Here is a 14,522-nt window from a genome sequence, read left to right as displayed (position 1 = left end):
CCAGATAAATCGTCTGCCCAATCTTCACAAATGGTTTGTGGAAATTTTCGCTAAACCCACATAGCTATTGGATCATTCTTTTTGTGGAGGCCTCTTAGTTATAGTTAACCGAGAGTGGAATTGACTTGATGCCGGATTTTGCGATCGCCTCCATGCGATCGCAAAATCTCTGCCATCCCGGGAAATTTTTCAGTACGATGCACCCTGCACTTCCCGGCACGTTAGCATCAAAGTGGATGCCTAGCTCGCTTCTGACATGACCGGACTCTGATACCGGGTCAGGTGTTATGTGAAAGAAAAATCCTTCAATTCCTCGTGTGGGGAGCCAATAAGGCACCGTTGGGATTTGGTACTCGAAACCACTAGGAATCGGGCCTTTTCCTCTCGCCCATTCATCGCCTGGTTGTTGCCACTGAGTGCATCCTGAGGTGGCTGAATATTCAATATATCCCTTGTCGGGATAAGTTAATTTCAGGCTTCCATAGATTAAGTCGTTAGATGCCGCTAAAGACATCGTAAAGGCGAGTGAATGGCGCTTCATATAACTCCGTTATTTTTGCAGGGGTGACGGAGCCAAGAAAGCTCCTATGACGGCAATTATTGTAATTATTAATTCAATTAAGCTTGGTGGAATTGGCTGCGCCTCTAATATTACAATTATCAGTCCTAGGCAAGAAACGAAAGCGCAAAGACATATACAAAACAATGCAATACGTAGTGAGATTTTGTCCATTAGTCTTTCCTGTTCTGGAATGTAATTTTGGAGACCCAATCGAGAATTTGAGCTATTTGTTCCCCTTGGAATTTCACCTGTTGAGCTTGCAATTTCATTTGCTGCGCCATGTGTTCCCGTTGCTTGACTGCTTCCTTTATCTCTATTTCCCTTAATCGAATTTCTTCTAAGTGTTCTTTTCTTTGCTGTTTTCTGGCTTGCCAGAAACTTATCGACAACCCAAGAAAAGCGACGATTAGCCCAAGGGAAGCAATTACGGTGGTAGCAATATCTGCCTTGATTAGGTCAACGAGCTTCTGCATTTTGAAGGGTCAGGTATTCTTTTACAACCACTGTTGTGTTAATGAAAAGTAGGGCCGCTGTAGGTACTGACTTCACCAGTTCTTCATCTATCTGAAGAAATCTCGGAGGTGTTGAGCAAAGAGCTCCATTCCATGTAAATGGGTAGTATTTGTCTTTCCCGCCGTCATAGACTCCCCATCTTCTTAGTCCAAACGGCTTGGCTTGCCAGTGCACCAAGCAAAAACTGCCTGCGAGGTGGAACTTGTCAATTATTGGATTGAAGTCCATCTTTAGCTCGAAGTCTGGGAGGTGTGGGTATGTTAGTTTTACCCGCCCTTTCTCTGTTTCTGCAACTACAATTGGTTTCATTTTTCTTGCTGACCATATTGATTCAATGATGGCGAAATACGGATTTCGCCATCATTGAATTGGGAAGTGCTACGCGACTGGTTGTTCAGTCTGTCCTGTTTGTACTGGAGCATCAATCTGCTCGCCGACCTGATTGACTAGGTTTTCTAAAGCCATGATGGCTTCGTTAAGCGAGGCTTCGTTTTGCCCAGAACCCCCGGTTCTTTCGTCCACTTGTTTCGTGTAATTGAAGTTGGCAGAAATTGCGGCTAAAATTACCCGTGCGAATCTTGGTTCCATTGGTTTAACTGGGTTTGATTGTTTGCTTGACTGGCTATCAAACGTATCTTTGACGTTGACTAGCTTCGTTTATTTTAAGGTATTTGTTGTGGATTGTCCACTAGGTTTTCAAGTTGTTCGGTGATGTCTTCTAACTGCCCAATAATATCATCAAAGCCTGGGCTGCTATCGTCACTTACAGCGATGATTCGACAGTGGAATCCTGTCGAAGGGTTTATCAATAGGCGCATCGAAAACAGGTCGTTCCGATATCGAAAACTTGGAATCCGAATGAAGTCGATTGTGTTTATAGAGCCCTGAAAAGCACACAGTCTTTCAATCAATGGTGCTTCTTGTATTCGAGAAAATAAAGCTACCGCTACCTCGACGAATTCCCCTGTTTCCACATATTCACCCGTGTCATCGGACTGGAACACCAAGAACAATGTGTTCGGCGGAAACCAGTCCGTGTAAACCGGAGTAGCGGTGATGATTTGCGTGTCTATAATAACAGTAAGTGCAGGCATTTAGCCATAGTTTTCGCCGTGATAGGTCAAGCTCAAAGGGGATTTTGGTGATAAGAATGTGCTAGTAGAAGTATAATCGTACACCTCTTTTATTTGTTCGATTTGATTGTTGTCCCCTGGCGCGTAAGGGACGACAATCTTAAAGTTACTCTCGCCAGTCTTGTTGTCAGGTGAGCCGAAACACGCGGAGATATGACGCGGTTCCGCATTGCTAAGACGGTCAATCGTTGGGTTGTTGGTTGCCACTTGACGGGCTAAGAGTGACGGTGTTACGGGAGTTAATTCGTCGCCATTCTCATCGTAGTATTGCCTTTGGTTAATTAAAGCGTCCTCTAAGTTGTCCTGAGTGTATCTAATCTTTAAATCTCTACCCCTGACCGTTCTGCGCGTCTTAATCTTGCTGGCGCTACTCACTCAGTCTCAACACCTACGATACAGACGTTTTCCACGCCGGACATCTCAGTATCATCCAAGAAATCGACGGCGGATTCGGCATCGTCAAACGACAGCAAATCGCACAAATCCGGCTCAATAGTGTTAGTTTTAGCTTCACGCAAATCTATCCAGTTAATAGAATTGCCCGACGCGCGCCGGACGGATTGATTCGCCCCAAAAAAGGAAATGATACCATCCGAATTGCATTCGGTTTTGAGTATGATAAATCTCATAAGTCCCTCAAGTTTAATTGAATGCGTTCTCCAATATTTTTATTGGTGACAATTTCTGGATTTTGGTTTATCTCATTCCAGAAATCAAGCCATTCCGGGGTTCCGGGTTGAAATGGATATTGGATTTTGTGTCCCTCCCCCGAAGCATCCCAGAGTAGCGCTTCCCTTGGTCGAACTGTTCGTGGCAAAGCGCAAAATCCTGCGCTTTGTGAAGAGTTGCTTTTGAATATTTCGGGCAAAAAAGCCTCTTTCGCGAGTACCGATAACGATGCGAAAAAATAAGTTTTGCCCGTGTCCGTGACGTAATTTGCCCGGTACAGCATTACGGAGTAGCAGCAGGGAGAGCAGCGGGATTTTTAGAGGAAAATCGCTTGTCCCACTCCCCTCTGTATCCCAGGCACATTGTGTGTGGCACGGCTCGCAGCGCTAATCCACAAGCCCTAATCAATTCAGGATCGCGACTGCTCATGGGAACGAGCATTTCAGATTTTGCGGACTTGACCTCTGAATCCGCACCTGGGGTAGCCCCATCAGCTTTCTCGATAACTCTGCGGTTCTGTAGCATCACTACCCTGAATCGCCTGTGATCAAAAGTCACTTGCCTGAATCCAGGGCATCTGGCGTCTGACGTGTTGATTGGACCACCTGCAATTAAGCAGTTGTTGATTGCTGTTGCGTACTGGGCATAAGGGATATTTCCTGCCAAGTTGGTAGCCATCTTGAAGGCTTTTGAAGCCATTTCAAACGAGCCGTCTGTTTCGTAGTTCATACTACCCACATACGACGTTTCCTTCTCGCCTGCTGCGGTGTCCGTTATGGGTAGTGGCACAGGAGGCAACAAGCTTGATGTGGGATCTATTAAATCGATGATATTCCGCCAAGTCTCGCCTTCAAGTGATACGCAAATAACCCGAGCAATTTGATTTAATTGGCCTGCAATAGTAGCCGACGCTGCTACTAAGTTAGTTTTGCTGGGAACAGGGATACTCACTGTTTTCCCCGCTTCAAACCAAAACTTAAGTTTTCTCGGGCTCCACGAGTATCCCTCTTCGTCTTCGCAGGGCACCCCCCTGGTATTGATCACGGTTCCGCCGACGGCGGCAATGATCGCATTAATCATTGCATCAGTGGTGCCGTCCGGTACCTTGAACGTGTATTTGTAATTAAAAGTTTGAGTCGCCGCACCCCAGTCAGGACGATAATTGTTTCCCCGGAAGGTAATGCCTTCAGACCTTGCCATCGTTAGACCTCACTTGCTAATTCAAGTGCAACTGGCATCAGATCGAAGGCCAGATTGTACGACTGCCTTAACGTGCCAGGGGCTACATTAAGCCCGGAAGCGATCGACGGATTAGGTTTTGCAACCGTCGCTTTAGTCGGCCGTGCTGTCGGAGCTAAGGCGTTTACTACTGAGTGAGTGCGATCGACAATTTGCCGAATCACCTCCATCCCATTTCCTGTTGTGGCATTTGCCTCAGTCTCTGAGAGGCCGGGGAGAGATGTGAGGGGAATACGGATTTCGCCAGCAGCCGTGTCGAAGGTATATCCAGCGAAAATCTCGTTCGGTGCAATTTGCATAAGTCGAAAGTCGAGGTGATTTATTGACTCTTCAAGCCTAGCGAAAAGCGCCGTTCATGTCCGTTTTCTGAAGCAAAAACGACTCGTCGGGTTTAAAGGTAAAAACACTCGACGACCAGTTCGCGATGGTAGTTTCAGACGTTGATATGTAATAGGACAATATGCCATAATTATTTAAATATTTATTTATTGTAGGCAGCCCTTATGCAGTCAACCTTGATGACGGTAAAGATAACGAGCGACCTTCTGCTCAAGCTCAAACAGCGAGCTCTGAACGAAAAAAAGAAGATGTGGGAGGTCGTGGCAGACGCATTAAATAAATATTTAAATACATAAATATTTTTATAAATATCAATTTATGTTACCCGTTGGTCACTCGGCGAGTGTTTTTCTTATCTTGTATAAATGCGAAGAAAAAACAAGAAGCATTGCAAAACCTACCCCAGCACTTTTTATGCAGGTGCCGGGGCGCAGGCAAATCCGCCTTCTTGTATTTCGCTTCGCAATTATTGTGCTAAGTATTTTTTGAGCAGACCGCAGGTTTTGCGATTGCTTAAGAAAAAAGAGTTGTGCGCCGTAAGTTTCAAGAAAAATCTTTTTATTATTGATAAACCACCGGAGGAATAATGGGAGCAATTTACAATTTAAACCCCACACAGTCTCAGCAGCAGCCCCCCCTATCTCGAAATGCAAAAACCCCCGTTGCTGTCAGTGTTACTACAACAGCATCGGTTGCGCTTGCTGCTAATGCTAACAGAGCGGGTTTCTCTTTTTATAATGCAGGTCCCGCCACCATTTTTATGCGCGAGGGTTCGACAGTAACCCCTCTCCTTTATGGACAGCCAGTGCCTGCCGGGTATCACTATGATAGTGAGCCAAGTGCTTTTCGCTATACGGGGGCTGTGAGCTTGGTTACGGCGTCTGGGACGGCAAGTGTGATGATGAGCGAGGCCATTGTTTAATGGGGACAATTACTAACTTAAATAGTGGTGTAGTAGGTTTTCAAGTTAAAGTTGTAAATACAACTATTCCTGCTATGGCATCAAGTCAGACGGGTGTCGATCTTGCCTCGGTTTTTGGCGCCAACTTCGATTTATCGAGAATCAGGAGCGTAAGTGCGATCGCTACTATAGGCACGGGTTTTCTCCGTGTTGTTCCTGGAGGCATTGGCTTGCCGGGGCATAGTTACTTCCTGTCAGTATCGAATACTTTTCTCCTTGTTCGCACAACGACCGACTCTGCGTCGATCCTGGGGATACCAGTAAGAGTTATTATTTGGTATGAATAATCATGCCTTCTGAACCTTTATTCACAAACTTTTTCGGCGCCGGCGCAACCCAAACCGCCACTCAAGTCATTATCCTAAAAAATGATTTAGTTGCACCAGTGGGAATTGTGCCAAGCTACACCTTCACCCCCGCTGCGGTCAATAATGCCGAGTCAACGGCATTGGCTGTTTTCTTGAGGTGGCAGCGCAATCAAGACCAGAGCACGGATTCTCAATTCCGTATTTCTCCCTTCGAGCAATCGCTCGAATTTCAGTTCAATAAGTGGTTGCGAAGGTATTCTTGTCAAGTTGAAATTTGGCAAGACGATGCAACGTCTTCGATACCAAATCCCAATTCAATATAATAACTGTCAACTATGGCGATCGACAAACCTTTAACGACTTTTTTCGGCCCTGGGGCTACTCAGACCGCGACTTCTGTCACCATTTTGAAAGCCGACTTGGTGAGCACTCGCAACCCGCTGGGCTTTGTTGGTCTGACGGCAGCCGCTAATAATACAAGCGAGAGCATTATTGCAGCTATGTTCCTTCGGTTCAACGAGCAGCAAGACACCTCGAACGACGCGCAGTTTGCTATTTTCCCGCAGGGGACTTCGATTATCAACGAGGTGTCAGATGGAGTGAGCAAGCCTTTCACTCAGTACATATTCACGGTTCGGATACTCGAACCAAGATTGACTCAGACGCCAAATCCTAACTTGATTTAATTCGGAGAAAACAATGGCAGGAGCATTCACGAACCAACCTCGATCGACTCCGATCACGAGCCAGCAGCAGGCTACTCAGTTGGGGCAAGGGAATTTTTCCTCAATGCAACAACAGCAATCTGGAAACCCGCAGATGCAGGGATTTGGGGGGCAGCCCGGAGGGATGAATGGCAATATTTATCCACTCGGGCAGCAATTTGGACACACCACGATTTATGCCGTGGTGGAGAGTGGGCAACCTATCATCATCGACCCTAAAACAGGTGAAAAATATCCCCCGGGCTATATTCCCACTATTCAAGATCCAAACACCTGGGAGCAGTGGCAACCCGGACAATCCTGGGCTGAAACAATGGAGCTGGCTAATGCGGAATTTTCGGAAGGAATGAGGCAGGCTGTAGAAACTCTTGTAAGGCCGGGCGAAGAAGCGGCCGCCGAGACGGCGCAGGGATTCTTGAAAGACTTGAGTGGCGCTGCCAACAAGTGGGCGGGACAAGCCTCTCAGAATTTGTATGGCAAGGACAACAAAACCCTAAAGGACATCCAAGCACGAGCTAGCGAAGCCGGGAAGCAAGTAATCAATCAAGCCCCACAAGTTGCACAACAAGCCATGAAACAAGCCCCACAGATTGCCCAGCGGGCGGGGCAAACGGCGAGTCAAGTAACAGGGCAAGCTGCTAAATTTTTCAGCGGGAACGGTAGCGCAGCCCCCGCCAGCGGTGGTGAAATGAGATCGGCTCTTACTTCTGTTGCAGGCAATCGTGCCTTTGTCTCTGGAACTACTAGGAGGAATTAAATGGCGATCGATATGCCCGATCGAATTGCTCAAATTGCCGCAAAAATAACGCCCGTAACAAGCGGGCAAGAGGCAATTTTATACACTCCCAGTACCGCTACGGTATTGGGAACGGGCATTAATTACCAAGGGTACATGGCCTCAGTTCGCTGCATGGCATACATTGATTCCATCAGCGAAACATTCGCCCCCAATATCTTGCCCACGGACACGGAATCGCAAAAAGAACAGAAAAATCAATTTTTTAGAGCCAATTCTAAAAAGGGGTTGATGGTCTATTTGCGAAGCCCCCAAAACGAGGATTTTGAAGTGGGGCTGATAGATTTGTACAACGTCAAGCCTATATTTTTGGCGGGGATAGACGAATACTTCTCTGGCGTCACAATATACGGGATAAAATTCGGGTGGCGAATTGTGGCCAAGATGATAGATCGCGGATTTGGGCTATTACAAAACAATGTTGGCGCAGGGAAACAGAATGATTGGCTATCTATAACCGGGTATGTGCAAGAGAAATCTAGTTTGCTTCAAGATCACAACAATATTGTTTACAACTTTATTCAATAGTTAATAATGCTCAACTGTTGCAACAACCTAAACAGAATTCAGGCGGGTGGTTTGTCGGGAAGCTTGACCGAAGACACTACTGCAACAGTTACTGTTGGCGCTTCTCCAACGGTTGTTCTGGCAGCAGATGCAAGTCGAAAACTCGTAAAACTTTATTTGACTTCTTTATCTAATCCTGCGGGAGAATGCTGGATTAGATACGGGACTGGGGCAACACTGACAAACTCAGCACATCCTTTGCCTCTGCGACATTTGTTAATAATTGATGAGCAAGCTGCAAATGCAATTTCCGCTATTTGCTCCTCTGGAACAGCTCAATTGCGGGTAAGCGTCGCGAATGCCTCATGAAGAATTTTGGAGTGTATCAGCCGCCTTCTGGGATTGAAAATGTTAGGCGATCGACGCAGATTAATTCAATTAATAATTTGAACAATCCTAGGCGAAGATTTGATGAAATGATCGAGCAAGGATGGGGAGGCAACATTCCAGGCGGCTCCCCTGCTCCTACCCCGTCACCTTCTCCCTCTCCCTCTCCCTCTTCATCTTTACTCCCTCCTGGGAATCTTTCACCAGATCAAATAGATGCTGCGATGCAAACAACTAATTGCACGTCTGTTAGCATTACCCTTGTGAATTTTTGGGGGGCTGGCGGTGGCGAAGGCCCTTCGGAATCTTATTCCGGCGATAGAGAAGGAGTCGTGTTTAGATCCAGACCAGTATTGGATCCTGATACTGGCCTGCGGACAAATCAATTTATTACAAGTTGGGATTCGGAGTATGTTTTCACGGTTTGGGCTGATGAAATTTATTCCAGCCTGTCTGACTGGTTTCAGAATTTCTACGATTACGGCCTCGGCACGAACTGGGATTATTTTGATGTAGATCCTGTCACAAGAACCAGGTGTTTCTCTCCCTCACTCCCTCCTCCCCCATCGCCTTCCCTTGGTGGCAATGCTTCCCCCCCCCCCCCCCCAGGAAAAAATATGTGCGGATGCGATTGTAATACGATAGCAACGATTGTTGAAGACAAAATAGCTGGTCGCGACAAGTTGATCAAAGACCACATTGACCAACGAACGATCGAAGAATTGAAGGCTGTCAACAAAATGCTGCAAGGGATGAAGATCGACTTGAATTTGCAGCCAATCATCGATCGCCTAAACCAAGTGGAGGCGAACTTATGGAACGGGGCAGGAGGATAGGAAGTGGCAACCCCCATAACTTTTCAACCTCAAACAATCACCATTGACGCCAGCGCGCCAACAACAACGGCTGTACCGCGACAGGGATTAAATCTCGGGCCTACAACGGGAGGAAAACTTTCCGCCCCCATTCGCCCGCCAGCGGCCTATACCCCTCAGGTACAGGTAGTTAAAAATGTTCCGGCAAACCTCAAAAGCGCGGCTCCAGTTGTTACTCAAAAAGCTGCCGTTGGCATAGGAATCAAAGGACTTGGCGTGGGTCTGGGCGTCGCCGGGGCAGTTGCCCAGGATCTAATTTTCCCGGAACCAGCAGGGTTCGGCTCTGATATGGTTGGCGGGCGACCGATCCAGCAAGTGCGATCGCAAATTTCAGATCCGAGAGATAGTGGGGCATTCCGCCCAGCGACAGCCCAATCGCCACAGCGGCAACCACAAAGACAAGTACAATCGCCAGTCGGCCGCCCCGATCCATTTGCGCCGATTTTTGAATTTGAGCCGATAGCACAACCACAACAAGCGCCAACGCAACCAGCCTCGCGCCCACAAATCAAAACGCCACAGGTAGCGGAAAAGCCCAGACCGGCATTGGACATAAATTTAAACCCTGGAACTGGAACAATAACCCTCGCTCCGGTAAGCCCCAAAGGTAAGCCTTTGAACAGTCCTTCCTTACTTGATGAAGTGACCCAAGGCGGAGTTAATTTGTTGACTCCGATAGTTGATTTTTTGAAAAAACTTGACTTAGACATTCAGCAGTTAAAACAAGGATTTCAATTAGATTTTTCGCCTTTACTTCAAGGGATTTCCGATTTAATAAATCCCCTTTTTGAAATGATTGCAGCAATTCCGCAGACGTTTGATGCTGAAATCGTGCGACCGATAATGGAGGGAATAGTTGAACTTTTGACTCCGATCGCAAGTCTAACTGCAACTGGCGTAGAAATCGCTGCGACAAATCCACGAACTACCAGCGAAACAGTTGCCGAGATGGTTGCGCCGATAGCTGTAGGCATAGCGCTGATCGGAGTCGCTTTAGACGGGCTGGGAAAGGCCATTAGCGGCCTTTCCCTGAAAACCGTAACCCAAGTCCCCCAGGGCATGGGCGTGGCTGCACAAATCCCGTTGGGCATGAATCTTGCTGCTCAAATCCCTGTGGGAATGGCAACTGCTGCACAAATTCCAATAGGAATGGTCTCGGCGGCTCAAATCCCTGTGGGAATGGCAACTGCTGCACAAATTCCAATAGGAATGGCCTCGGCGGCTCAAATCCCTGTGGGAATGGCAATAGTAGCGGAGTTGCCACAAACTATCACAGCAACGGCGGATTTAACAGAAGTAGATGTGGCGCTAGCTACTTTGCAAAAAACGCTTCAGAAGACTCAAGAAGACTTAGACAAATGTTGTCGAGATATCTCGGATAAACTGAAACGCAAGAAGCGCGAAGATGACGATAGATTCCCAGAATTTAAAAACAACGGGTTTATTGAATGCGATGGCGCTACCATTCCCTACGATTACGCCGGCGAGGGGCTGAAAGGTCTGAACAAGCAATTAGACGTAATCCTGGGCATGAATAAAATGCTCATCAAAAAAGTATGCGATATTGATGTGCCTGCATTCACGTTCCCTGACATTTTTGGGAGCGGAACTTATGTGTGTGACGAGACTTTCGGTACTTACAATTATTCTGGCGTCGGCTTGTTAGGGATACAAAGTCAGATTGACAGAGTGCTGGATTTCAACAAAAAGATATTAAATCAGGTTTGCGACATCGAAATAGAATTCCCGCTAATCCAGGGCGGGGGAACTTATGTGTGTGACGAAACCTTCGGCACTTACAATTACTCTGGCGTCGGATTACTGGGGCTGCAAAGTCAAATCGACAGGGTATTAGATTTCAATAAAAAAATCTTGGATGAGGTCTGCGATATTGATGTACCTGCATTCACCTTCCCCGATATTTTCGGAGGTGGGACTTATGCCTGTGGCAGCGACGTATTCGATAACAGCTATTCCGGGGCCGGGTTCCTCGGATTGAGCAGCCAAATAGACAAGCTAACGGCAATCAGCACAAAAATCCTCGGTGAAGTTTGTGAGCCGGACACGAGAATTTCCGGGGATATTAACTTTCTGGATTGCGAAGGTGGCACTCAAATTTTGCTTTATAACGGTGATGGGATTGCCGGCTTGTCGAGCCAAATTTCAGCGTTTACCGAGCTGCAAAAATTGTCTTACGCCAAAGCCTGCGAGCCTCCGACTTGCTACCCAGTCCAGCCCGGGGATGAATTCGCAGAGTTTGACGTACCGAGGCAATTGGTGCTCACTTGGGGGCAAAATTATCCCAAGCAAACCGGCAGTTTGTGGCACACTCAAATCCCGAATCCCCGCGAGGATTTGGAATGGTGCCGCGATTTCGACAACTTGATTTACACAAAGGGGAATGTCTACGGCCGACTACTTTGGGGCTCTTCCAAAATCAAATCTGGTGTGCGTGCCGAGACAGAGGAAGAGGCGGAAAGGATTCTAGATTTGATAGATGGTTTGTCTGTTTCCGAAGGTAAGCTGCGGATAACAAAAGGCGGCGCGGTCAAACTAAATCCGGCAGTTCGATCGGTGCGCTGTGTTCGCGCTGCGATCGCACAGCTCGGCACGAATGGGGTTGCTGAGACAGTAAAATGCTTCGTTCCGCCGATCGAGGGGTGCTAATTGGACAAGGGAAAGTGTCCCAAAAATGGGACGTTTTTTGCTTACTGTTGAGCCATGATCATTTTTGCTTTTCCTTGTTCCGGTTTTTTTGTTGAGTTTTTTCGCGCAGCCGACTTTGCTCTTCCCCGGATAAACTTTGCTGTTTCTTAGCTCTTAGACAAATACATAAAGGAAACTTATCCTCTAAAAAGTCCTGCGAAATTTTTTCAAACAATAAGTCACCCTTATCTATTTGCCCTTGAATTTGGGCTCGCCGCCGTCTGGCCGATACCAGGCGATGATCCAATAGATAAACATTGCAATGAGGTTTCCACCAGTCGCCATGCATGGAAAATAAGCCATCTTCCATGCACAACGCCGACGGCATCTTTTTGAGATGTGGCAGCTTCTCTACCAGTTGCTTTTTCACGATTGGTGGTAATTCCTGGCGATATCCTCGCACCGGTGCTGCTACCAATCGGTAACTATTTGAAAGGTGGCGACTAACAGTCGATTGACTAATTCCTCGAAAATTAGCGATCGCCTCCTGACTCCCACCATAGAATCGAAAATCCGAATTGCAATAAATGAACCGATCGCCCTTTCCCAGTACCCGCGCCGGATAGTCGCAGGTGTGCAGGTCGATCGGCCTAACTATTTGCGTCGGAGTTTTCCCAGGGTCTAAGCCCTGGGATTTTATTTGCTTGACCTCTTCCAACCTTTGACGGTGGAGAGACGCACGTTGCAAATTCTGGGCTTCCACTTCTGTAGCGAGTATGTGGATGTTAGCCAAATCATCAATATTTATGGCGGCGATCGGGCCGAGTTTCTCTATCCCGGTGAGAGCGATCGCTTTTTCCAAGCTTGCATAGCACACTGTGACCCATTTCCCCGACTGCGAATAGTCACGAATCAATCCCGATCTTTTCGCGGCGCACAGTAACTTCCTGATATGTCCCTGGCTGCGATCCAAAATTTTACTCGCCGCTGCCAGCGAAAATTTCCCGATTCCCGATCCTTTGGATTTTCCGCCGTGGCTCCAACGCGAAATATCGAAGCGACGCGCGAGCAGCCAGACGCTTAGTTTGCGGCCAAAATGCGGGAATAATCGTGCCGGGAAGCGCACCAAATCTAGCTCCTTGTCGCTGACATACTCGCTATGCCAGTTTTCACAAAGTTCGATCAGCCATTCCGGCGCTGGTAGGGGTGGATGTTGCAGCGGATTTTTGAGCCAAATGTAAGGTTTGTTTGTGGTTGGGTGGACGCTCGGTGGCAAAACGCTCTGAGTTCCCAGCCAACGAAATTCTAAGCATTCTTCCTTGCCGTCGTCACCCGCAATTCCAGTGCCGATTCTCAGATTGCGTAAGCGGCACCAGTCTTTTTCTGGTACTGAGAATAGGCACTGCTTTCGGCTTTGGCGGCCGCTTGTCCATGCGGTTGTTCGTGGGAAATCTGTGAGGCTGTTTTCACCGGCTAGTTTGACTAGGAGTTTGGCGGCTGATTCGCCGTCAATGTCTACTGCCAGCAATCCGTTTCCCAGCTTTAGTCCGAGACCAGTTGCCTTGCCACTTTCTAGTTCGGCGAGAATTTCCAGGCGATCGTACTGCTTAGAATTCCATCCTTTCTGGTAAGGTTTTTTCCCCCGTACAGGCACGAGAGACCAATTCTCGGGAATTTCTAACAGGGCGGGGAGAGTTTGCATCGCTGTTAGTCTTCCTCTATTGCCAGCATATTCACTATTTGGGAGGTGGAGGTAGTTTGTCCTTCCCACCGCACAAATATGATGGGTATGCCACCTGTCGATAGGGCGACTCCTCTTACAAACCCTGGAAGATATTCGATTCGGTTTGTCTCAATGACTTTCTGTCCAATTCTGAAAAATAGAAATTTATCTAAAATTTCAATGTGTTGCTGTGCTCTTATCTCTGACAATTCTATGGCTTTTAATTCTTTTGGTTTCTTGGTACTTTTTTTTGCCTTTTTGCACTGCTCTATGTTTTGCAATAGCTTCTCTTTTGTCTCCTGGATCTGAGTGAGAATCGCGTCTGGAAAAGTTTTATCAAAAGTTTCTACGCTGGCTTGGTTGCCATCCTCGTCTAATGTTGGTGGCCCCACAGCCCACATATCAAGGTATTCTTCCCCTAATCTCATTCCTTTGAGCCGAACCTTCTTTTGTTCAGGTAGAAATACTTCTATCTCCCTGTATTGATTGCTATAGAAGCAATTTTGCACTCCATTTAAAAGCCAAGAAAAGTTATCTTTTTCCCATTGGTTCCAGCCTTCAGGAAAGGCGGTGTCTACAGCCATGCCTAGTATCGCTTCGCTGGCGTTATGTTTCGACCAGTCGTCATAGTCAGTTTCTCTTTGGTTTTCTGAGAATGTCGCCGATTTTTCAGGCTCTAGGGGTGCGACCGCAGGGACTGCATTTTCTGCAATTAATTCCGGTTTTTCTTCGGTGGCTGCACCGCCTGCGATCTCTACTTTCAGTGGCATTAATTTTTCTAAATGCCTTACTTGCACTTCGGATTCTCTCCCATCGTCGAATCGTACTTTGACTATGGCAAAAGGTTCATATTTCCCTGAGTAAATCTCCGAGACAATTTCTCCGTATGTGATGAGGTAATCCAGTGTTTTACCCCAGTCGGGATTGTTCAAGTCGTACTTGATTCGGTCGCCAAGGGTGAATTTTCTCATGGCTTCAGCCATACTCTTTTTAAGTGTCTCGCTGAACCAATTAGCTCCCCTGGCTGGCGGCATTTCATTGGCTTCTGCGGTGTCTACAGTCGCGTCAAGTGCTGTGTCTACAATCTCCACATCCGAGGCTTCTGCGGTGTCTACAGTCGCGTCAAGTGCTGTGTCTAC

General features: G+C 47.2%; 18 protein-coding genes. 7 read left to right on the top strand and 11 right to left on the bottom strand.

Annotation, left to right across the window (positions count from 1 at the left end; genetic code table 11):
* Nucleotides 1-94: 94 nt before the first annotated feature.
* From JGK11_RS29110 to JGK11_RS29070, 9 genes are all read right to left on the bottom strand, one after another.
* Nucleotides 95-541, bottom strand: coding sequence for a L,D-transpeptidase (locus JGK11_RS29110; RefSeq protein WP_293179389.1), 447 nt, complete (start codon nt 539-541; stop codon nt 95-97).
* Nucleotides 542-732: 191 nt separating this feature from the next.
* Entirely contained in the window at nt 733-1,035 is a 303-nt protein-coding gene (locus JGK11_RS29105; RefSeq protein WP_293179392.1) for a hypothetical protein, read from the bottom strand.
* Entirely contained in the window at nt 1,019-1,384 is a 366-nt protein-coding gene (locus tag JGK11_RS29100; protein ID WP_293213945.1) for a hypothetical protein, read from the bottom strand. Before JGK11_RS29100 ends, JGK11_RS29105 begins: the two co-directional genes overlap by 17 nt.
* A gap of 69 nt (nt 1,385-1,453) precedes the next feature.
* Nucleotides 1,454-1,663 (bottom strand): hypothetical protein, encoded by a 210-nt coding sequence (locus tag JGK11_RS29095; RefSeq protein ID WP_293213943.1) that lies wholly within the window; start codon nt 1,661-1,663, stop codon nt 1,454-1,456.
* Between the two features lie 74 nt (nt 1,664-1,737).
* The gene (locus tag JGK11_RS29090) at nt 1,738-2,169 is read right to left on the bottom strand and encodes a hypothetical protein (protein ID WP_293179401.1); all 432 of its coding nucleotides are present in this window, start codon (nt 2,167-2,169) and stop codon (nt 1,738-1,740) included.
* Nucleotides 2,170-2,583, bottom strand: a complete 414-nt coding sequence (locus JGK11_RS29085; protein ID WP_293179404.1) for a hypothetical protein — start codon at nt 2,581-2,583, stop codon at nt 2,170-2,172.
* On the bottom strand, nt 2,580-2,837 hold the full coding sequence (locus tag JGK11_RS29080; RefSeq protein ID WP_293179407.1) for a hypothetical protein: 258 nt from the start codon (nt 2,835-2,837) through the stop codon (nt 2,580-2,582). Before JGK11_RS29080 ends, JGK11_RS29085 begins: the two co-directional genes overlap by 4 nt.
* A 322-nt stretch (nt 2,838-3,159) precedes the next feature.
* Nucleotides 3,160-4,077 carry a hypothetical protein gene (locus tag JGK11_RS29075; protein ID WP_293213941.1) on the bottom strand — a complete coding sequence of 306 codons (918 nt, stop codon included), beginning with the start codon at nt 4,075-4,077 and terminating at the stop codon, nt 3,160-3,162.
* A gap of 2 nt (nt 4,078-4,079) precedes the next feature.
* Complete coding sequence (locus JGK11_RS29070; RefSeq protein WP_293213939.1) at nt 4,080-4,415, bottom strand: hypothetical protein; 336 nt, start codon at nt 4,413-4,415, stop codon at nt 4,080-4,082.
* Between the two features lie 1,290 nt (nt 4,416-5,705).
* Between JGK11_RS29070 and JGK11_RS29065 the strand changes: the two genes are divergently transcribed.
* The 7 genes from JGK11_RS29065 to JGK11_RS29035 all read left to right on the top strand — a co-directional run bounded on the left by JGK11_RS29065 (nt 5,706) and on the right by JGK11_RS29035 (nt 11,681).
* Nucleotides 5,706-6,047, top strand: a complete 342-nt coding sequence (locus JGK11_RS29065) for a hypothetical protein (RefSeq protein ID WP_293213936.1) — start codon at nt 5,706-5,708, stop codon at nt 6,045-6,047.
* A gap of 12 nt (nt 6,048-6,059) precedes the next feature.
* The gene (locus JGK11_RS29060; protein ID WP_293213934.1) at nt 6,060-6,410 is read left to right on the top strand and encodes a hypothetical protein; all 351 of its coding nucleotides are present in this window, start codon (nt 6,060-6,062) and stop codon (nt 6,408-6,410) included.
* Nucleotides 6,411-6,423: 13 nt separating this feature from the next.
* On the top strand, nt 6,424-7,206 hold the full coding sequence (locus JGK11_RS29055; protein WP_293213931.1) for a hypothetical protein: 783 nt from the start codon (nt 6,424-6,426) through the stop codon (nt 7,204-7,206).
* Complete coding sequence (locus JGK11_RS29050) at nt 7,207-7,773, top strand: hypothetical protein (RefSeq protein ID WP_293213929.1); 567 nt, start codon at nt 7,207-7,209, stop codon at nt 7,771-7,773.
* A 63-nt stretch (nt 7,774-7,836) separates the two neighbouring features.
* Nucleotides 7,837-8,121, top strand: a complete 285-nt coding sequence (locus JGK11_RS29045; protein ID WP_293213927.1) for a hypothetical protein — start codon at nt 7,837-7,839, stop codon at nt 8,119-8,121.
* The gene (locus JGK11_RS29040) at nt 8,118-8,975 is read left to right on the top strand and encodes a hypothetical protein (protein ID WP_293213924.1); all 858 of its coding nucleotides are present in this window, start codon (nt 8,118-8,120) and stop codon (nt 8,973-8,975) included. Before JGK11_RS29045 ends, JGK11_RS29040 begins: the two co-directional genes overlap by 4 nt.
* A gap of 3 nt (nt 8,976-8,978) precedes the next feature.
* Entirely contained in the window at nt 8,979-11,681 is a 2,703-nt protein-coding gene (locus JGK11_RS29035) for a hypothetical protein (protein ID WP_293213922.1), read from the top strand.
* A 58-nt stretch (nt 11,682-11,739) separates the two neighbouring features.
* Here JGK11_RS29035 and JGK11_RS29030 read toward each other — a convergent pair whose 3' ends face one another.
* The gene (locus JGK11_RS29030) at nt 11,740-13,362 is read right to left on the bottom strand and encodes a bifunctional DNA primase/polymerase (RefSeq protein WP_293213920.1); all 1,623 of its coding nucleotides are present in this window, start codon (nt 13,360-13,362) and stop codon (nt 11,740-11,742) included.
* Between the two features lie 5 nt (nt 13,363-13,367).
* Nucleotides 13,368-14,522, bottom strand: a 1,155-nt coding sequence (locus JGK11_RS29025) for a hypothetical protein (RefSeq protein ID WP_293213916.1), incomplete at its 5' end; no start/stop codon positions are given.

Origin of the sequence: Microcoleus sp. PH2017_34_RAT_O_A (assembly GCF_020737885.1) — a bacterium.
In the GTDB taxonomy this organism is placed as follows: domain Bacteria; phylum Cyanobacteriota; class Cyanobacteriia; order Cyanobacteriales; family Microcoleaceae; genus Microcoleus.
Note: the sequence above shows the minus strand (reverse complement) of the source record. Positions and strands in the feature narration are given on the sequence as shown.